Origin of the sequence: Paraburkholderia franconis (assembly GCF_009362735.1) — a bacterium.
Lineage (GTDB): Bacteria > Pseudomonadota > Gammaproteobacteria > Burkholderiales > Burkholderiaceae > Paraburkholderia > Paraburkholderia franconis.
In genome coordinates this window covers 23,187-41,729 of record NZ_WHNP01000062.1, presented here as the reverse complement: position 1 = coordinate 41,729, position 18,543 = coordinate 23,187, and the positions used below count along the sequence as shown (strand labels likewise).

The following is an 18,543-nucleotide window of genomic DNA, read 5'->3' as shown; positions in this document are numbered from 1 at the left end:
TTCAGTTCAAACCTGTTACTGTTTTCGGGTTCTCTCGAACCCGGTCGCTCACTCAAAATCACTGACTGATGGTTCGATTTCTCAAACCTTCCTCAATTTCTTTCTGTGTGAGTCTCGATTACTTTTGCCTTCGGCAGCTCCTGAGAACCACCGCGCGCCGTCATCGAGCACCCACATCTGTCGGCTGTTAGTTTTTAAAGAACATCGCACGAGGCGCCTTGCCTTCGTTGCGTTGCTGCATCAGCAGCAGAGAAATGAGATTATGAAGAACCTTCCGGCATCCGTCAACAGGTTTTTTGCATCATCGCCTGAAACTGAAACCCCTGCCGATTCCGCCACCGCGCCGTTTCTGCCGCGGCCCCCGCTGCGTCGCGCCGCAAACGGCGCACCCGAACGAAGGACGCGAATCTTAGGCCATCCACGGCTCAATGACAAGGGTGTGACGGAAGTTTTTTAACAAATCACTTTTGGGGCGCGCCCAGCACCGCCGGCAGCGGGATCGCGGCGGCCATCGCCGCATAACCCGCATCGCTGGGATGGATATGATCGCCGCTGTCGAACGAACGCTGGAGGCGCGTCGGCTCGACTGGATCACGCAGCGCAGCATCGAAATCCACGACCCCGTCGAACGCCCGGCTCGTCCGGATCCATTGATTGACCGCCGAACGGATCGCCTCACGCTGCGGCGGCAAATCCGCCGGCGTCAATGTGGCCCCGAAAATGTGCATACCTCGCGCGTGCGCCGCCGCAATGACCTGCTTGTAGCCCGCAATCAGACTCTCCGATGTAACAGCCGTATGCGGAAAGTCGCAATCGAGTCCAGCGTGCGCCGGCATCGCAGCAAAGTTGATGTCGTTGATGCCGATCAGCAAGATCACGGTCTTCACGCCGGGCTGGGCCAACACGTCGCGTCCGAACCGCGACGCGAGCGCGTCCCCGTAGCAAGGCGAGTCGCTCAGCAGCCGGTTTCCGCTGATCCCAAGATTGACGACCGCCGTCGTCTTGTCGCCGCTCTGAACCACCCGACGCGCAAACGCGTCAGGCCAGCGACGATTCTGATTCAGGCTCGAGCGCATCCCATCCGTGATCGAATCGCCGATTGCCGCGACCGTCGCCGACGAAGGCGCCTCCACCTGGAACCCCGTCACCCATGCGAATTGGGTAAATCGCCGGCGATAAGCATCAGCTGACGCGTCGCCCGCGTGGTTGCCGGGCATCGATACATAGTTGACCTGATTCGAAACCCGATGCCACGAGACTATCCGTTGCTCACGCCCCATATAACTGCTGACGGCATACGGCACGCCGGCCCAGATGCCGATCCGCACGGGATCGCTGTCGATCTCCCCGCCGGCAGGCAAGCTCACCGCCTCTTTTCCGCCGAACGTCACCCGTGCGTCCGTACCGCTTTGAACGGCCGCGCCTGCTCCCACACCCGAGCGCGCGATCCGCAGATCCTCGATGACGAGCGGCGTCTTTCCATATGCGTTGCTGATGTGGATGCGAACAACGTCGCCCGACAGCGTCGGATACACGATCTGCCGAACCGTGCGTCCTGCGACGTCGGGCGTCCGGTACAGCGCGGGCGGATTGGGCATTTGCGGGATCGGCTGGAGCGCCGTGGCCCAAACCGTGACCCATGGCGTCTGCGCGCCGGCGGCGAAGACGGGCGCCGATGCAAACACAAGCGAAGAAACAACGGCGCCGCAGAGAACGGCGAGAGGACGAGTGATCATTTCGACTGATTGCTGGAAAACAGGTTAAGGACGCAAGCCGCCCATTGTGCACGATCACATAGTGCAAACCCCTATCAAACCATCTCAAAAAATTGATTAACCGACCGGACGGTTGGTTTATACTGCCGAACACACACCACTAGGACGAGAGCGTTCGACATGTACACGCAATCCCTCGACATTCCTGGCAACGTCGCGCCGCTCGACGCGGCCAACGGCTCTTCCGAACAGGCCCGCTTCGATGAAGTGATGGCCGCCGACGGCAAGATCGAGCCGCAAGACTGGATGCCCGACGCGTACCGCAAGACGCTGATTCGCCAGATATCGCAGCACGCGCATTCGGAAATCGTCGGCATGCTGCCGGAAGGAAACTGGATCACGCGCGCGCCGAGCCTCAAGCGCAAGGCCATTCTGCTGGCCAAGGTGCAGGACGAGGGCGGCCACGGCCTCTATCTGTATAGCGCGGCCGAGACGCTCGGCGTGTCGCGCGACGAAATGATCGACGCTCTGCATTCGGGCAAGGCGAAATACTCGAGCATCTTCAATTACCCGACGCCGACCTGGGCGGACGTCGGCGTGATCGGCTGGCTGGTCGACGGCGCGGCGATCATGAACCAGATTCCGCTGTGCCGCTGCACGTACGGTCCGTACGCGCGCGCCATGATCCGCATCTGCAAGGAAGAGTCGTTCCATCAGCGCCAGGGCTTCGACGCGCTGCTCGCGATGATGAAGGGCACCGACGCCCAGCGCGAACTCGTTCAGCAGGCCGTCAACCGCTGGTGGTGGCCCGTGCTGATGATGTTCGGCCCGAGCGACAAGGATTCCGTCCACAGCAATCAGTCGGCGCAGTGGGGCATCAAGCGCATCACGAACGACGACCTGCGCCAGAAATTCGTCGACGCGACCGTCGAGCAGGCGAAGGTGCTGGGCGTCACGCTGCCCGATCCGCAACTGAAGTGGAACGAGGAGCGCGGCCACTACGACTACGGCGACATCGACTGGGAAGAATTCTGGCGCGTCGTCAACGGCGACGGCCCATGCAACCGGGAACGCCTCGCCACGCGCGTGAAAGCGCATGACGACGGCGCCTGGGTCCGCGAAGCCGCCCTCGCCCACGCCGAAAAACAGCGCCAGCGCGCGCAGCAACACGCCGCCTGAGCGGCGCCCCCGAATCTCGAAGGACAGGAAGGAGATAGCGATGAACAAGGAATGGCCGATCTGGGAAGTCTTCGTGCGCAGCAAGCAGGGACTCGACCACAAACATTGCGGCAGCCTGCATGCCGCCGACGCCGCGATGGCGCTGCGCATGGCGCGCGACGTCTACACGCGCCGCCAGGAAGGCGTGAGCATCTGGGTGGTGCCGTCGTCGGCGATCACGGCATCGGCGCCTGACGAAAAAGCCGAACTGTTCGAACCGGCTGGCGACAAGATCTATCGCCATCCGACGTTCTATCAGCTGCCCGACGAAGTCAACCACATGTAAGCGCGCGTCATGGATATCACGCCCCAACACCTCGCCTACGTGCTGCGCCTCGCCGATACGGCGCTGATCCTCGGTCAGCGCAATGCGGAATGGTGCGGCCACGGCCCGATTCTCGAAGAAGACATCGCGCTGTCGAACATGAGCCTCGACCTGATCGGCCAGGCGCGTCTGCTGTACACGCACGCCGCCGAGCTGGAAAAGACGCTTACAGGCAAAAGCCGTACGGAAGACGACTTCGCATTTTTCCGCGCCGAGCGCGAGTTCGCGAACTACACGCTCGCCGAGCTGCCGCACGTCGGGCCGCTCGCGGTCACGGCGCACGCGGACAAGGACTACGCGGTCACGACCGTGCGCAACTTCCTGTACTCGACGCTGATGCGGCACGTCTGGTCGGCGCTGACAGGTTCGTCGGACGCGCAGCTCGCCGCGATCGCCGCGAAGTCGATCAAGGAAACGCAGTACCACGTGCATCACGCGCGCGAATGGCTCGTGCGTTTCGGCGACGGCACGGACGAATCGCATCGCCGCGCGCAGGACGCGCTCGACTATCTGATGCCGTACACGCGCGAATTCTTCAGCGCCGACGCGACGGAAGACACGATCGCCGCCGCCGGCATCGGCCCGAAAACGGCCGAACTGGAAGCGCTGTGGCTCGAAGACGTGCGGAGCACGCTCGACGAAGCGACGCTCACGCTGCCGGAGCCCGTCAAGCACATCACGACGGGCAAGCACGGCGAGCATTCAGAGCACATGGGCTTCCTGCTCGCGGAAATGCAAAGCCTCGCGCGCCAGCATCCGGGCGCAAGCTGGTAATCCAAAGGTGAGTGAGACGATGACTTCGACCGCCCAAACAGCAGCCGTTGCAACGGATCGCGCGCTCGACAAGGCGTGGGCCGTGCTCGAAGCGGTGCCCGATCCGGAAATTCCCGTCGTGTCGATCCGCGAACTGGGCATTCTGCGCGACGTGCGCCGCGCCGCCGATGGCGCGCTCGAAGTCGTCATCACGCCGACTTACTCGGGCTGCCCGGCGATGTCGCAGATCGCGGAAGACATCGGCCATGCGCTCGACGCCGCCGGCCTCGCGCCGTACCGCGTGCAAACCGTGCTCGCGCCCGCCTGGACGACCGACTGGATCACCGACGACGCCCGCGAAAAACTGCGCGCCTACGGCATCGCACCGCCGACAGGCAACTGCGGCAGCGCCGAGCCCAACGCCAATACAGGCGCGAACGCGAAACAGAAAGTGATCCGCTTCGTCCCGCGTTCGCTGCCCGCGCCCGCTTGCCCGCGCTGCGGCTCGAAGCACACCGAACGCCTCGCGCAATTCGGCTCGACGGCATGCAAGGCGCTGTATCGCTGTGTCGACTGCCGCGAACCCTTCGACTATTTCAAACCCTACTGATATGGCCACTCCGCAATTTCATCCGCTGCGCATCCGGGAAGTGCGGCCTGAAACCGCCGACGCGGTCTCCGTCGCCTTCGAAGTCCCCGTCGAACTGCGCGAGCAGTATCGCTTCACGCAGGGCCAGTTCGTCACGCTGAAAACGCACATTGACGGCGAAGAGACGCGCCGCTCGTACTCGATCTGCGTCGGCGTCACCGATTACGATCGCGACGGCGAGTTGCGCATCGGCATCAAGCGCGTGCGCGGCGGCCGCTTCTCGAACTTCGCGTTCGATACGCTGCAACCCGGCCACACCATCGACGTGATGACGCCCGACGGCCGCTTCTTCACGCACCTGAACGCCGACCACGGCAAGCAGTACGTCGCGTTCTCGGGCGGCTCGGGCATCACGCCCGTGCTCGCGATCATCAAGACGACACTGGAGATCGAGCCGCGCAGCACGTTCACGCTGATCTACGGCAACCGCAGCATCGACCAGATCATGTTCGCCGAAGAACTCGAAGATCTGAAGAACCGGTTCATGAACCGCTTCGTGCTGTACCACGTGCTGTCCGATGACATCCAGGACGTCGAGCTGTTCAACGGCGTGCTCGATCAGCAGAAGTGCGCGTCGTTTCTCGAAACGCTGGTGCCGCCGGGCACGATCGACGAAGCATTCATCTGCGGTCCCGCGCCAATGATGGACGCCGCCGAAGCCGCGCTGAAGGCGGCGGATGTGCCACAGGAAAAGGTGCACGTCGAGCGTTTCGGGACGCCGCTGCCGCAGGCAGGCGTGCCCGCCACCGAAATCAGCGACGACACACCGACAGCCGACCTCGAAATCGTCCTCGACGGCAAGAAGCGCAAGCTGCGTCTGCCGTATCAGGGCTTGAGCGTGCTCGACGTGGGCTTGCGAGCCGGGCTGGCGCTGCCGTACGCGTGCAAGGGCGGCGTCTGCTGCACCTGCCGCGCGAAAGTGCTGGAAGGCGAAGTGAAGATGGAAAAGAACTACACGCTGGAAGAAGAGGAGATCCGCGACGGCTTCGTGCTCACCTGCCAGTGCCATCCCGTCAGCGACAAGGTCGTGGTCAGCTACGACGAACGCTGACGGTTGCGCGAGCCGCGGCGCGCCTGCCATGCAAGCGCCGCGCATGGTTTGTGCGCGCCAGTCGCTTTCAGCACGTCCGCGATCCGCTTACACTAGGGGCCGCTCGTCATGGGAAAGTCCTTTCCTCGACGAGCGGCCTTTTCCGTTGTCCGGGCGAAGCACGCCTGAACTGCAATCGAGCGGTGAACGAACCGCCCCGTCAATCACGATGAGCACGATCCACATTACCAACGGCGATGTTGCCGCCGACTCCCTGCGTCAAGCGCTCAGCCACGCGGGCCGCGCCGACGCCGTGCTCGCGTTGCGCGACGACCTGGCCGTCGGTCCGTTGCGCGGTATCGATGAAGCGCCGCATCCGCGCGCCGACTTCTGGCGACGCGTCACCGGCGACATCACACGCAATTTCGCGGTCGAATTCGACGCCCAGGCGAGCGAACTGGAAGCGGTGGTCGGCGCGACGACACACGTCGTCGTATGGCATGGCCAAAGCTGCGCCGATCAGCTGACGCTGCGCCGCGTATGTTTCCATCTTCGCGAGATGCCGCAACGGCTGAACGAAGCGCGTGTCTGCGTCGACGATCTGACGGGCGACAGCGCCGCGCACCGCCGCGCCGATCGGGCGACGTCCGTCGGCATGTTCGCTCCGGCTGTGCTGCGACAGCGGCTCGCCACGGCCGCGCCGATTTCGGTGCTGCGCATCGGGCGTCTCGCGCTCGAATGGCAGGAGGTGAAGCAGGCCAACGCGGAACTGCGCCGCTGGCACGACAACACTTTTTCAAGTGGCACATTCGCCGAACTGGACGCGTCGATCCTCGAACACGCCGCCGAAGGGTGGCAATCCGTCGGGCGCGTCGCCGCTGCCGTGATGACGGCAAACAACGGCTTGCTGGTCAGCGATGGCATCGTGCTCTGGCGTCTGCGCGAGCTCGCCGCTGACGGCCAGCTGCAGCTACGCGGCGATCCGAACGCCTGGCGATCACTCGAAATGAATGTCGCGCGCGACACCTTTTCTCCTGCTTGAGACAAACCAGAACAATCATGGCCCGTACACGAGCCCCAGATCACGAGAGCCAGCGGGACCAGATCCTCGAACTGGCCGCTGCGAAATTCGCTCAAACGAGCTATCCGAGCACGTCGATGGCCGACCTCGCCGCGGCGAGCGGTACATCGAAAGCGCGTCTGTACCACTACTACGAGAGCAAGGAAGCGATTCTCTTCGATCTGCTCGATCGCTACACGAAGCGGCTGATGCTGATCATTGCCGAGGTCGAGGGCGCGAGCCAGCGGCGCGGACTCACCGAACGCGATGCGTTCGCCGAACTGATCCGCGCCTTTCTCTCCGAGTACGAGACGTCGCATAGCCGGCACGTCGCGCTGCTGAACGACGTCAAATATCTGGTCGAAGCGCAGCGCGAAATCGTCCTGAACCGCCAGCGAGACGTGGTCGCCGCGTTCGCGCGACAACTGGCGCGCGCCTATCCCGAGCGCGTCAACCGCGAAAACCAGACCGCGCTCACGATGATGGTCTTCGGGATGATCAACTGGACCTTCACCTGGTTGAAGCCAGGCGGCCGGATGGGCTATCGGGAGTTCGCCGAGCAGGTCGTCGAGATGGTGGATCACGGGCTGCTCGCATCGAAGGCCGCCGGCGCGGATCGCAGCTGACGCGCGGCCGTTGCGCTCACGAAGACAGCAGCATCCGTACTTTCGATGCGCGCGCCCGCCCAGACGCACACCCTCCTGTGATGACAAAACGATGTCGCGACGCAGCAATATACGTGCCTTCGTTGCGGCACGGCGACGCAGCGTTATCGCACGTTCATTCTATAAATTTTATTTAAAAATCAATAGATTAAAAAAATAGAGAACGCAATTTTAGACTGCGTACTCGACTTCATTCCGGGTTTTCCCTAGGTCAACCTCGGGTTTTCCATTAGAATGCTTATTGCGGCGCGTCATGCCGCCTAGCTAAAGGAGAACCCACCATGAATAAGCAAACTGTCCGCGCCACCAAGCCGATCGTCGTCAATCGCTTGATGAACGTCGCCGGCCGCGCGCCTGTTCTGGTCCGGGAACTCGGCGAGAAAGACCGCAAGCGCCTGCTCGCTCACTTCCTCGAACTGGGTGAAGACGATCGTCTGCTGCGCTTCGGCCAGATCACGCCGGACCACGTGATCGAGAACTATGTCCGCACGCTGGATTTCAGCCGCGACACCGTATTTGGCGTGTTCGACTGCCATCTGCGACTGGTCGGCGTCGGCCATCTGGCCTATCTGCCCGCCGAGGGCAACACCCGCACCGCTGAATTCGGCGTGTCGGTGTCGGAAAGCGTGCGCGGTCAAGGCATCGGCACGAAGCTCTTCGAGCGCGCCGCCATCCGCAGCCGCAACACGCACGTCACGACGCTGTACATCCACTGCCTGTCGCGCAATATGACGATGATGCACATCGCCAAGAAAGCCGGCATGAAGATCGAATACGCATACGGCGAAGCGGACGCGTATCTGACGCTCGCGCCCGCCGATCAGAACAGCATCATCGCGGAGATGCTGCAGGAACAGGCAGCCGTCTTCGACTACGTGCTCAAGCGCCAGGCGCGCAGCACGTCGAAGCTGATCGAATCGTTCATTCCGACTGCGATTGCCGCGTAAGCATCGCGAACAAGGAAATCCCAAAGGGCGGCTCTTCAACGAGCCGCCCTTTTTGTTTGCGCGTGCTTCTGCGTGCTTTTGCGTGCTTGCGCGCGCCGCCCCTCACAGCGGCAGCGCAGTGGTCTCCTTGAACTTCTCCAGCGAGAAGCTCGACTTCACGTCGATCACCGACGGATGCCGCAGCAACTGCTCCTGCACGAATCGCGAGAAATGCGCCATGTCGCGCACCTGCACGCGCAGCAGATAATCCATGTCGCCTGTCATCGCGTGACAGGCGACCACTTCCGGCCAGCCCTGCACCGCCGCCCGGAACAGTTCCGAATGCGTCGCGCCCGCGCGCCCTGACGTGCCGTCGGCGCGCGCGCTGAGCACGGGACCGCCGCGCTTTTCCAGTCGCACGTTGACATAGGCGAGCAGATCCAGCCCAAGCATCTGCGCATCCAGAAGCGCAACATACCCACGAATCACGCCGATTTCCTCCAGCCGGCGAATACGGCGCAGACACGGACTCGGCGACAGATTCACCCGATCCGCGATCTCCTGATTCGACAGCCGCCCATTCTCCTGAAGGATTGCGAGAATCCGCCGGTCGATTGCATCTATCTCAATTTGAGCCATGTTCTGCCATCCAAAGGCGGCGAAGCGCCAGAAAGTAGCGTCAGCGTAGTGAGCGGCGATTAATTTCGCAAGTATTCTTCCAGCACGGGCAACTACACTGTTCTTCATCGAATCGCGCAACGCGCATCGGAAATCCGCATTTGAGGAGACAGATATGAAGGTTCCTACCTGGGAAAATCCCGTCGGCACCGACGGTTTCGAATTCATCGAGTACACGGCGCCGGACCCCGTCGCGCTCGGCAAGCTGTTCGAACGGATGGGCTTCACGGCGATCGCGAAGCATCGTCACAAGGACGTGACGCTGTATCGCCAGGGCGACATCAACTTCATCGTCAATGCCGAGCCGGATTCGTTCGCGCAGCGCTTTGCGCGCCAGCATGGCCCGTCTATCTGCGCGATCGCGTTCCGCGTGCAGGATGCCGCCAAGGCGTACAAGCGCGCGCTCGAACTGGGCGCATGGGGCTTCGACAACAAGACGGGCCCAATGGAGCTGAACATTCCCGCGATCAAGGGCATCGGCGATTCGCTGATCTATTTCGTCGACCGCTGGCGCGGCAAGAACGGCGCGGCGCCCCACAGCATCGGCGACATCAGCATCTACGACGTCGACTTCGAGCCGATTCCGGGCGCCGATCCGAACGCGACCGGCCACGGACTCACCTATATCGATCACCTGACGCACAACGTCCATCGCGGACGCATGCAGGAGTGGGCCGAGTTCTACGAGCGCCTGTTCAACTTCCGCGAAGTGCGCTACTTCGACATCGAAGGCAAGGTGACGGGCGTGAAGTCGAAGGCGATGACGTCGCCATGCGGCAAGATCCGCGTTCCGATCAACGAGGAAGGCTCGGAAACGGCTGGCCAGATTCAGGAATATCTCGACGCGTACCACGGCGAAGGCATTCAGCACATCGCGCTCGGCACGAACAATATCTACAGGACGGTCGACGGCCTGCGCGCGTCGAACATCTCGCTGCTCGATACCATCGACACGTACTACGAACTCGTCGACCGCCGCGTGCCGAACCACGGCGAGCCGCTGGAAGAACTGCGCAAGCGCAAGATCCTGATCGACGGCGCGCACGACGACCTGCTGCTGCAAATCTTCACCGAGAACCAGATCGGACCGATCTTCTTCGAGATCATCCAGCGCAAGGGCAATCAGGGCTTCGGCGAGGGTAACTTCAAGGCGCTGTTCGAATCGATCGAGCTCGATCAGATTCGTCGCGGGGTCGTGCAGGACAAGGCGTAACGCCCATTCTGGCGGCTAACACCAAGCAAAGAAAAAGGCGAGGAATCATACGATCCTCGCCTTTTCATTTCTGGATTTAAGAATCGGCGCCCCTCGGTCCGCCGACTCTCGCTGTTCGTTCAGACGCGTGCGGCCCAGCCGGCCGCTCGCCATCGCGCGTCAGCCACGCTGCTCCGTGTCGTCGGACGAGCGCTGCCGGTTCACGGCGACCGTTGCCGCAGCCACCGGCGCGGTGCGCGTAACGGCATTCACGAGCGAGCTGGCGCTGCTCGAGTGCACGGGCGCGCTCATCGCGAAGAATGCTGCCGAGACCATCAGGAAGGTCTGGATGTGTTTCGTGTTCATGCGTACTCCTTTTTCGACTCCTGCACAGCGAAGCTCCGCGGCATGCGGAACGTTGCGATTCGTGCAGGTGGGGAGTTTAGACCGGCATTTCAAGTCCCGTTCCTGTCGTTTCAAGCTTTTACACGCTGTTACAGCGGCACACTAAAAAGATTCCGCCACGTCATACGCGCGACATTTTTCTGCGTGAGTCATCCCGCATCGTGGTGTTTTCAACGATTAGCGGCGGGTTTTTACCAGTGCTACCATCGCAAAAAAGCCGTCAATATGGCGACCCCGGCCGGAGCATTCACAAGATGCCGAGGCCCTGAAGGTTTTGGCGATCCCAACCTGGGTGGAGGAGTACACATAATGAATGCCCCGCTAGACGCTGGTCAGCGAGCCTCGCTCGAAGCCGCGTTGACTTCCGTCACGCTCGACGACAAATACACGCTCGAACGCGGCCGCGCGTACATGAGCGGCATCCAGGCGCTGGTGCGTCTGCCGATGCTGCAACAGGAGCGCGACAAGGCCGCCGGACTCAATACCGCCGGTTTCATCTCGGGCTATCGCGGATCGCCGCTGGGCGGTCTCGACCAGGCGCTGTGGAAGGCGAAGAAGCACCTCGCCGGACATCAAGTGGTCTTTCAACCGGGCGTCAACGAAGACCTCGCCGCGACGGCCGTGTGGGGCTCGCAGCAGGTCAACCTCTATCCCAGCGCCAAATACGACGGCGTGTTCTCGATGTGGTACGGCAAGGGCCCCGGCGTCGACCGCTCGGGGGACGTGTTCAAGCACGGCAACTCGGCCGGCTCGTCGCGTCACGGCGGCGTCCTCGTGCTCGCCGGCGACGATCACGCCGCCAAATCGTCGACGCTCGCGCACCAATCGGAACACCTGTTCAAGGCATGCGGCCTGCCCGTGCTGTTTCCGTCGAACGTGCAGGAATATCTCGACTTCGGCCTGCACGGCTGGGCGATGAGCCGCTACTCCGGCCTGTGGGTCGCGATGAAGTGCGTCACCGACGTGGTCGAGTCGTCGGCTTCCGTCGATATCGATCCGCACCGCACGCAAATCATTCTGCCGTCCGACTTCGAGATGCCCGAAGGCGGTCTCAACATTCGCTGGCCCGATCCGCCGCTCGTGCAGGAAGCACGTCTGCTCGACTACAAGTGGTACGCCGGACTCGCCTACGTGCGCGCGAACAAGCTCGACCGGATCGAGATCGATTCGCCGCACGCGCGCTTTGGCATCATCACGGGCGGCAAGGCGTATCTCGACGTGCGTCAGGCGCTGACCGATCTCGGCCTCGACGACGAAACCTGCTCGCGCATCGGCATTCGTCTCTACAAGGTCGGCTGCGTGTGGCCGCTCGAAGCGCAAGGCGCGCAGGCGTTCGCGCGCGGACTGCAAGAGATTCTGGTGGTCGAAGAGAAGCGCCAGATTCTCGAATACGCGATCAAGGAAGAGCTGTACAACTGGCCCGATGCGCAGCGTCCGCGCGTGTTCGGCAAGTTCGACGAGAAGGACGGCGCAGGCGGCGAGTGGTCGGTGCCGATGGGCAACTGGCTGCTGCCCGCGCACTACGAACTGTCGCCTGCGCTGATCGCGAAGGCGATCGCGACGCGTCTCGACAAGTTCGATCTGCCGTCCGATGTGCGCGCGCGTATCGCGGCGCGCATCGCCGTGATCGAAGCGAAGGAAAAAGCGTTGGCGCGTCCGCGCGTCGAAGCCGAACGCAAGCCGTGGTTCTGCTCGGGCTGTCCGCACAACACATCGACGAACGTGCCCGAAGGCTCGCGCGCGATGGCGGGCATCGGTTGCCACTATATGACCGTGTGGATGGACCGCAGCACGAGCACGTTCAGCCAGATGGGCGGCGAAGGCGTCGCGTGGGTCGGCCAGGCGCCGTTCACGAACGACAAGCACGTGTTCGCCAATCTCGGCGACGGTACGTACTTCCACTCGGGCCTGCTCGCGATTCGCGCGGCGATCGCGTCGAAGGCCAACATCACGTACAAGATTCTGTATAACGACGCCGTCGCGATGACGGGCGGCCAGCCCGTCGACGGCACGCTGACCGTGCCGCAGATCACGCATCAGCTCGCAGCGGAAGGCGCGAACAAAATCGTGATCGTCACCGACGAGCCCGAGAAGTACAGCGCGAATGTCGGCCTGGCTCCTGGCATCGCGGTACACCATCGCGACCAGCTCGACGATGTGCAGCGCGAGTTACGCGAGATCGAAGGCACGACGATCCTGATCTACGACCAGACCTGCGCGACCGAGAAGCGCCGCCGCCGCAAACGCGGCGCGTATCCCGATCCGGCGAAGCGCGTCGTGATCAACGAAGCGGTGTGCGAAGGCTGCGGCGATTGCTCGGTGCAATCGAACTGCCTGTCGGTCGAGCCGCTTGAAACGGAGTACGGCACGAAGCGGCAGATCAATCAGTCGACCTGCAACAAGGACTACTCGTGCCTGAAGGGCTTTTGCCCGAGCTTCGTGACCGTCGAAGGCGGACAGCTGCGTAAGCCGAAGGCGTCGAGTACCGGCAGTGACACGATGCCGCCCGTGCCTGATCCTGAGATTCCCGCGATCGGCAAGCCGTACGGCGTGCTGGTGACGGGCGTCGGCGGCACGGGTGTCGTGACGATCGGCGCGCTGCTCGGCATGGCCGCGCACCTTGAAAGCAAGGGCGTCACCGTGCTCGACGTGACGGGCCTCGCGCAGAAAGGCGGCGCCGTGATGAGCCACGTGCAGATCGCGAACCAGCCCGCCGACATCCACGCGACACGCATCGCGATGGGCGAAGCGAATCTGGTGATCGGTTGCGATTCGATCGTGACGGCAGGCGACGAATGCGTATCGCGGATGCAGAACGGCCGCACGCACGTCGTGCTGAACAGCGCGCCGACGCCGACGGCCGAGTTCATCAAGAACCCGAACTGGCGCTTCCCTGGCGCTAGCGCCGACGCAGACGTGCGCGCGGCTGCCGGCGACGAGAACGTCGCGGCTGTCGATGCGAACCATTTCGCCGTCGCGCTGCTCGGCGATGCGATCTACACGAACCCGTTCGTGCTCGGCTACGCGTGGCAGAAAGGCTGGCTGCCGCTCACGCACGAGTCGCTGATTCGCGCGATCGAGCTGAACGCGGTGCAGGTCGAGAAGAACCGCGCGGCATTCGAATGGGGCCGCCGCGCGGCACACGATCTCGACGCCGTGCGCAAGCTCGCGCGACCGCAGAACCGCACCGACGACGACAACACGTCGAATGCCGCGAAGATCATTTCGCTGCATACGCCGAAGGCGCTCGATACATTGATCGACAAGCGCGCGCAGTATCTGGCCGCTTATCAAAACGACGCGTACGCGGCGCGTTATCGCAAGCTGGTCGACGAAGTGCGGGCCGCTGAAACGAAGCTCGAAGCCGCCGACGGCCAGATGCCATTGACGGAAGCCGTCGCGAAGAACCTGCACAAGCTGATGGCGTACAAGGACGAATACGAAGTGGCGCGTCTGTATTCGGACCCGGCGTTCGTCGAGAGGCTGAAGGCGAATTTCGAAGGCGACTGGAAGCTGAAATTCCATCTCGCGCCGCCGTCGACGGCGAAGAAGGACGCGCATGGCCATCTGGTGAAGAAGCAGTACGGTCCGTGGATGCTCAACGCGATGCACGTGCTCGCGAAGCTGAAGTTCCTGCGCGGCTCGGCGCTCGACGTGTTCGGCAAGACGGAAGAGCGCCGCGCCGAACGTGCGCTGATCGTCGAGTATGAAACGCTGGTGCGTGAGCTGATCGGCGGATTGACGGTTGAGAAGCGCGCGCTGGCCGTCGAGCTCGCGAACCTGCCGGACGGCATTCGCGGCTACGGCCACGTGAAGGAAAACAATCTGAAGGGCGTGCGCGCAAAGTGGGCTTCGCTGCTCGCGAAGTGGCGCTCGCCGGCGGGCAGCGTCGAGCAGCAGCACGTCGCGTAACGCTGTAGTTTTCCGGGCGGGCCGGCAGCACAAGACCGGCAGCAACAAAAAAGGGCACCTCGCGGTGCCCTTTTTTCATCAAGCCACTATCGGGCCGGAAAGCGCGCTTAGTTCGCGGCTTGCCGCTCCGCATTGGCGTTCGCCGAAGCGATTGCCGTCATGTTGATGATCCGGCGCACGGTCGCGGCCGGCGTCAGGATGTGCACCGGCTTCGAGGCACCGAGCAGGAACGGACCGACCGTCACGCCTTCGCCGCCGATCATCTTCAGCAGGTTGTACGTGATGTTCGCCGCTTCGACGTTCGGCATGATCAGCAGGTTCGCTTCGCCCGTCAGCGTCGTGCCCGGGAAGGCCGCCTTGCGCACCGCTTCCGACAACGCCGCGTCGCCGTGCATTTCGCCATCCACTTCGAGATGCGGCGCGCGTTCGGCGATCAGCTTGCGCGCCGCCGACATGCGTGCCGACGTCGCCGACGGAATGCTGCCGAAGTTCGAATTCGACAGCAGCGCGACCTTCGGCACGATGCCGAACTTCTCGATTTCGCGCGCAGCGAGAATCGTCATGTCGGCGAGCTGTTCGGCCGTCGGCACTTCGTTCACGTACGTGTCGCTGATGAAGAGGTTGCGGCCCGGCAGCATCAGCAGGTTCATCGCGGCGAAGTTGTCGACGTGCTCGGCCTTGCCCAGCACCTGCTCGACGTATTTCAGATGCTCGTGATACGTGTCGATCAGGCCGCAGATCATGCCGTCCGCGTCGCCGAGATGCACGAGAATCGCGCCGATCAGCGTGTTGAACTTGCGCATCGCGGCCTTCGCGACTTCCGGCGTGACGCCCGAGCGCGCGCCGATCTCGTGATAAGCCTGCCAGCTCGTCTGATAGCGCGGATCGTCTTCCGGATTGACGACCTCGAAATCCTCGCCGCACTTGAGCTTCGAGCCGATCTTCTTCAGACGCATCTCAATGACGCCGGGCCGGCCCACCAGAATCGGCTTCGCGATCTTTTCGAGCAGCACGAATTGCGCGGCGCGCAGCACGCGCTCGTCTTCGCCTTCCGCGAACACGATGCGGGCCGGCTGCGCCTTCGCGGCAGCGAAAACAGGGCGCATCACCATGCCCGAGCGGTAGACGGTCGCGCCCAGTTGCTCGCGATAGGCGTCCATGTCCTGAATCGGACGCGTGGCGACGCCCGAATCCATCGCGGCCTGCGCGACGGCGGGCGCGATCTTGATGATCAGACGCGGATCGAAAGGCTTCGGAATCAGGTAGTCGGGGCCGAATTCCAGCGAATGGCCTTCGTAGGCCTTCGCGACTTCATCGCCCTGATCGGTTTCTTCCGCGAGTTCGGCGATCGCGCGCACGCACGCGAGCTTCATTTCTTCCGTGATCGTCGTCGCGCCGACGTCCAGCGCGCCACGGAAGATGAACGGGAAGCACAGCACGTTGTTGACCTGGTTCGGATAGTCCGAACGGCCCGTCGCGATGATGCAGTCCGGACGCACCCTCTTCGCTTCTTCCGGGCGGATTTCCGGCTCCGGGTTCGCGAGCGCGAGGATCAGCGGCTGCGTGCCCATCTCCTTGACCATTTCCGGCTTCAGCACGCCGGCGCTCGAGCAGCCGAGGAACACGTCGGCGCCCTTGATCGCGTCGGCGAGCGTGCGCGCGTCGGTATGCGCCGCGTAGCGCTCCTTCGACGGGTCCAGATTGCCGCGCCCTTCGTAGATCACGCCCTTCGAATCGACGACGAGCACGTTTTTCTTCGACAGGCCCAGGTTCACGAGCAGATCCAGACACGCGATGGCCGCCGCGCCCGCGCCCGAGCACACGAGCTTGACTTCCTCGAGCTTCTTGCCGACCACCTTGAGGCCGTTGAGAATCGCCGCCGATGCGATGATCGCCGTGCCGTGCTGGTCATCGTGGAAAACGGGAATCTTCATGCGCTCGCGCAGCTTCTTCTCGATGTAGAAGCATTCGGGCGCCTTGATGTCTTCGAGGTTGATGCCGCCGAGCGTCGGCTCCAGCATCGCGATCGCCTCGACGAGCTTGTCGGGATCGGATTCGCTAAGCTCGATATCGAACACGTCGATGCCGGCGAACTTCTTGAACAGACACCCCTTGCCTTCCATCACGGGCTTCGCGGCGAGCGGTCCGATGTTGCCGAGACCCAGCACAGCCGTGCCGTTCGTGACCACGCCGACGAGGTTGCCACGCGACGTGTACTTCTGCGCGTCGAGCGGCTCGTCATGGATGGCCATGCACGCGGCTGCGACGCCCGGCGAATACGCGAGCGACAGATCCAGCTGGTTCGAAAGCGGCTTGGTCGGTGTGACCGAAATCTTGCCGGGCTTCGGATTCTGGTGATACGCGAGAGCGCTTTGCTTCAGTTGTTCGTCCATTTTCTAACCTGCGAGACGTTAATAATTGGGCCCGGCTCGATACATCAGTACGTCACGTGCTGCGCTGGCCACTGGCGGGACGATGCCCGACTGCGGCGTTTCTCGCGTGCGTCCGTTGGGCGCGGCGTCAAACCTCAGCGGAAAGCAGGCGGCGCTGAGCTTTTTCGGGTCGGTTAGTGTACACCCCGGATGAGTCAGTTCGGGCCAGGTTTTGTACCGGACGGATAAGCCGGAGCCGCGCCAGCTCGTGCTGCGGCGCGACATGGAAGCACTCTCGGCTCGCGCGCGGACGCTCGCGAGGCGCCGTCATTCGAGCGCTGCGCCGCAGCGTTCGGGAATCAGAAACACCGTCGCGAAGGTGTCGAGCACATAGATCGACGCGAGCGCGACGAGCGCCGCGCCGAACGAAAAGCGCGCAGCCAGCGCGCCGACCGCGACGGGACCGAAACCGCCCACCGCCCGGCCGATGTTGAACAGCACGTTTTGCGCGGTGGCACGGGCGTCCGTCGGGTACAGCTCGGAAATCAGCGCGCCATAGCCGCCGATCATCCCGTTCACGAACACGCCCATCAACGCGCCGCCGATCAACAGCGCGACGGGCGTGCTCAGGTGCGCGTAGACGAACACCATCACGACCGCACCCGCCTGGTAGAACAGAAACGCCGGCTTGCGGCCAAAGCGGTCGGCAGCGACGCCGAACAGCCAGATGCCGACGGCCATGCCGAGCACCGTGACGGCCGTCCATAGACCGGAGCGCGTCAGCGAGTAGCCGAACGTTTTCGACAGATAGGTCGGCAGCCAGATCATCAGGCCGTAGTAGCCGAAGTTCTGCACCGAGCAGAGAATCGCGACACCTGCGCTCGCGCGCGTCGCGCGGCCATCGGCGACGAGCAGTTTCATGGGCGCCTTGCTCATGCCGCGCGCGACCCGCTCGGTGAAGAGCGCCGGTTCCTCGACGCGCCGCCGCACGAAAAACGACACGACGGCGGGCAGCAGCCCGAGCGCGAACATGCCGCGCCATCCGATCAGCGGCAGCAGCAGCGGTGTCAGCAACGCGGCGGCGAGCACGCCGATCTGCCAGCCAAGCCCGACATACGACGACACGCGCGCCCGCTGCGCCGCCGGCCAAGCCTCGGCGACGAGCGTCATGCCGATGCCGAACTCTCCACCCAAACCGACGCCCGCGATCGTCCGGTACGCGAGCAGGTCGCCGTAGCCCCGCGCGAGCGCGCACAGCCCCGTAAAGATCGCGAAGATCAGGATCGTCCACGTGAGCATGCGCACGCGGCCGAAATAGTCGCTCAAGACGCCGAAAATCAGACCGCCTGCGACTGCGCCGATCAGCGTCCACGTGACAAGCGAGCCGGCTTGCGTCGACGTAAGGTGCAGATCGGCGGCGATCACGGGCAGCATGAAGCCGAGAATCAGCAGATCGAAGCCGTCCATCGCATAGCCGAGCACCGACGCGATCAGTGCCCGCGCGGCATAGCCGGGGCGTGTATCTTGCGAGACGGCGTTCGGCGAAGAGGCGATGTTCATGTGCGGCTGTCCTTGCGGGCGTAGCTGGGTGCAAACGGCCGATGGCCGCGCGCGGCCATCGCTGAAACTTGTGTTGGAAATGT

The 18,543-nt window shown here is 63.2% G+C and carries 16 protein-coding genes; 11 read left to right on the top strand and 5 right to left on the bottom strand.

The genetic code is table 11. The features are described 5' to 3' along the window. Positions 1-457 (top strand): hypothetical protein (locus tag GCT13_RS49870; RefSeq protein ID WP_227747209.1); only part of this gene is annotated, 457 nt, incomplete at its 5' end. A 4-nt stretch (positions 458-461) separates the two neighbouring features. On the opposite strand, the gene GCT13_RS37155 is transcribed toward GCT13_RS49870, so the two are convergent. Further along, positions 462-1,736 (bottom strand): SGNH/GDSL hydrolase family protein, encoded by a 1,275-nt coding sequence (locus GCT13_RS37155; RefSeq protein WP_152766928.1) that lies wholly within the window; start codon positions 1,734-1,736, stop codon positions 462-464. A 159-nt stretch (positions 1,737-1,895) separates the two neighbouring features. Here GCT13_RS37155 and paaA point away from each other — a divergent pair, with 159 nt between their 5' ends. From paaA to GCT13_RS37115, 8 genes are all read left to right on the top strand, one after another. Then, positions 1,896-2,894 (top strand): 1,2-phenylacetyl-CoA epoxidase subunit PaaA, encoded by a 999-nt coding sequence (gene paaA / locus GCT13_RS37150; protein WP_152766926.1) that lies wholly within the window; start codon positions 1,896-1,898, stop codon positions 2,892-2,894. Between the two features lie 40 nt (positions 2,895-2,934). Continuing rightward, complete coding sequence (gene paaB / locus GCT13_RS37145; RefSeq protein ID WP_090871245.1) at positions 2,935-3,219, top strand: 1,2-phenylacetyl-CoA epoxidase subunit PaaB; 285 nt, start codon at positions 2,935-2,937, stop codon at positions 3,217-3,219. Positions 3,220-3,228: 9 nt separating this feature from the next. Then, positions 3,229-4,032 (top strand): 1,2-phenylacetyl-CoA epoxidase subunit PaaC, encoded by an 804-nt coding sequence (paaC, locus tag GCT13_RS37140; RefSeq protein ID WP_152766924.1) that lies wholly within the window; start codon positions 3,229-3,231, stop codon positions 4,030-4,032. Between the two features lie 19 nt (positions 4,033-4,051). Then, a complete protein-coding gene (gene paaD / locus GCT13_RS37135; protein ID WP_152766922.1) occupies positions 4,052-4,621 on the top strand; it encodes a 1,2-phenylacetyl-CoA epoxidase subunit PaaD in 570 nt (189 codons plus the stop codon). Position 4,622: 1 nt separating this feature from the next. Then, on the top strand, positions 4,623-5,711 hold the full coding sequence (gene paaE / locus GCT13_RS37130; RefSeq protein WP_152766920.1) for a 1,2-phenylacetyl-CoA epoxidase subunit PaaE: 1,089 nt from the start codon (positions 4,623-4,625) through the stop codon (positions 5,709-5,711). 208 nt (positions 5,712-5,919) lie between these two features. Continuing rightward, a complete protein-coding gene (locus tag GCT13_RS37125; protein ID WP_152766918.1) occupies positions 5,920-6,732 on the top strand; it encodes a DUF1835 domain-containing protein in 813 nt (270 codons plus the stop codon). Positions 6,733-6,749: 17 nt separating this feature from the next. Further along, positions 6,750-7,376: a TetR/AcrR family transcriptional regulator gene (locus GCT13_RS37120; protein WP_152766916.1), complete on the top strand. Its 627-nt coding sequence runs from the start codon at positions 6,750-6,752 to the stop codon at positions 7,374-7,376. A gap of 320 nt (positions 7,377-7,696) precedes the next feature. After that, a complete protein-coding gene (locus tag GCT13_RS37115) occupies positions 7,697-8,362 on the top strand; it encodes a GNAT family N-acetyltransferase (RefSeq protein ID WP_152766914.1) in 666 nt (221 codons plus the stop codon). A gap of 102 nt (positions 8,363-8,464) precedes the next feature. Here GCT13_RS37115 and GCT13_RS37110 read toward each other — a convergent pair whose 3' ends face one another. Then, entirely contained in the window at positions 8,465-8,980 is a 516-nt protein-coding gene (locus GCT13_RS37110; protein WP_152766912.1) for an Lrp/AsnC family transcriptional regulator, read from the bottom strand. Positions 8,981-9,134: 154 nt separating this feature from the next. Here GCT13_RS37110 and hppD point away from each other — a divergent pair, with 154 nt between their 5' ends. Further along, positions 9,135-10,232 (top strand): 4-hydroxyphenylpyruvate dioxygenase, encoded by a 1,098-nt coding sequence (gene hppD, locus GCT13_RS37105; RefSeq protein ID WP_152766910.1) that lies wholly within the window; start codon positions 9,135-9,137, stop codon positions 10,230-10,232. 159 nt (positions 10,233-10,391) lie between these two features. Here the strand turns inward: hppD and GCT13_RS37100 are convergent, their stop codons facing one another. After that, positions 10,392-10,577 (bottom strand): hypothetical protein, encoded by a 186-nt coding sequence (locus GCT13_RS37100; RefSeq protein WP_152766908.1) that lies wholly within the window; start codon positions 10,575-10,577, stop codon positions 10,392-10,394. 348 nt (positions 10,578-10,925) lie between these two features. Here GCT13_RS37100 and GCT13_RS37095 point away from each other — a divergent pair, with 348 nt between their 5' ends. Then, positions 10,926-14,528 (top strand): indolepyruvate ferredoxin oxidoreductase family protein, encoded by a 3,603-nt coding sequence (locus GCT13_RS37095; protein ID WP_152766906.1) that lies wholly within the window; start codon positions 10,926-10,928, stop codon positions 14,526-14,528. 107 nt (positions 14,529-14,635) lie between these two features. On the opposite strand, the gene GCT13_RS37090 is transcribed toward GCT13_RS37095, so the two are convergent. After that, positions 14,636-16,921, bottom strand: a complete 2,286-nt coding sequence (locus tag GCT13_RS37090) for an NADP-dependent malic enzyme (RefSeq protein ID WP_152766904.1) — start codon at positions 16,919-16,921, stop codon at positions 14,636-14,638. Positions 16,922-17,227: 306 nt separating this feature from the next. Next, positions 17,228-18,460 (bottom strand): MFS transporter, encoded by a 1,233-nt coding sequence (locus GCT13_RS37085; protein ID WP_152766902.1) that lies wholly within the window; start codon positions 18,458-18,460, stop codon positions 17,228-17,230. Positions 18,461-18,543 lie beyond the last annotated feature (83 nt).

Coding starts and splice junctions, on each gene's coding strand:
- paaC (WP_152766924.1), top strand. CDS start 3,229: ATGGATATCACGCCCCAACACCTCGCCTACGTGCTGCGCCTCGCCGAT.
- GCT13_RS37110 (WP_152766912.1), bottom strand. CDS start 8,980: ATGGCTCAAATTGAGATAGATGCAATCGACCGGCGGATTCTCGCAATC.
- GCT13_RS37085 (WP_152766902.1), bottom strand. CDS start 18,460: ATGAACATCGCCTCTTCGCCGAACGCCGTCTCGCAAGATACACGCCCC.
- GCT13_RS37095 (WP_152766906.1), top strand. CDS start 10,926: ATGAATGCCCCGCTAGACGCTGGTCAGCGAGCCTCGCTCGAAGCCGCG.
- GCT13_RS37100 (WP_152766908.1), bottom strand. CDS start 10,577: ATGAACACGAAACACATCCAGACCTTCCTGATGGTCTCGGCAGCATTC.
- GCT13_RS37125 (WP_152766918.1), top strand. CDS start 5,920: ATGAGCACGATCCACATTACCAACGGCGATGTTGCCGCCGACTCCCTG.
- paaE (WP_152766920.1), top strand. CDS start 4,623: ATGGCCACTCCGCAATTTCATCCGCTGCGCATCCGGGAAGTGCGGCCT.
- paaB (WP_090871245.1), top strand. CDS start 2,935: ATGAACAAGGAATGGCCGATCTGGGAAGTCTTCGTGCGCAGCAAGCAG.
- GCT13_RS37120 (WP_152766916.1), top strand. CDS start 6,750: ATGGCCCGTACACGAGCCCCAGATCACGAGAGCCAGCGGGACCAGATC.
- GCT13_RS37090 (WP_152766904.1), bottom strand. CDS start 16,921: ATGGACGAACAACTGAAGCAAAGCGCTCTCGCGTATCACCAGAATCCG.
- hppD (WP_152766910.1), top strand. CDS start 9,135: ATGAAGGTTCCTACCTGGGAAAATCCCGTCGGCACCGACGGTTTCGAA.
- paaA (WP_152766926.1), top strand. CDS start 1,896: ATGTACACGCAATCCCTCGACATTCCTGGCAACGTCGCGCCGCTCGAC.
- GCT13_RS37155 (WP_152766928.1), bottom strand. CDS start 1,736: ATGATCACTCGTCCTCTCGCCGTTCTCTGCGGCGCCGTTGTTTCTTCG.
- GCT13_RS37115 (WP_152766914.1), top strand. CDS start 7,697: ATGAATAAGCAAACTGTCCGCGCCACCAAGCCGATCGTCGTCAATCGC.
- paaD (WP_152766922.1), top strand. CDS start 4,052: ATGACTTCGACCGCCCAAACAGCAGCCGTTGCAACGGATCGCGCGCTC.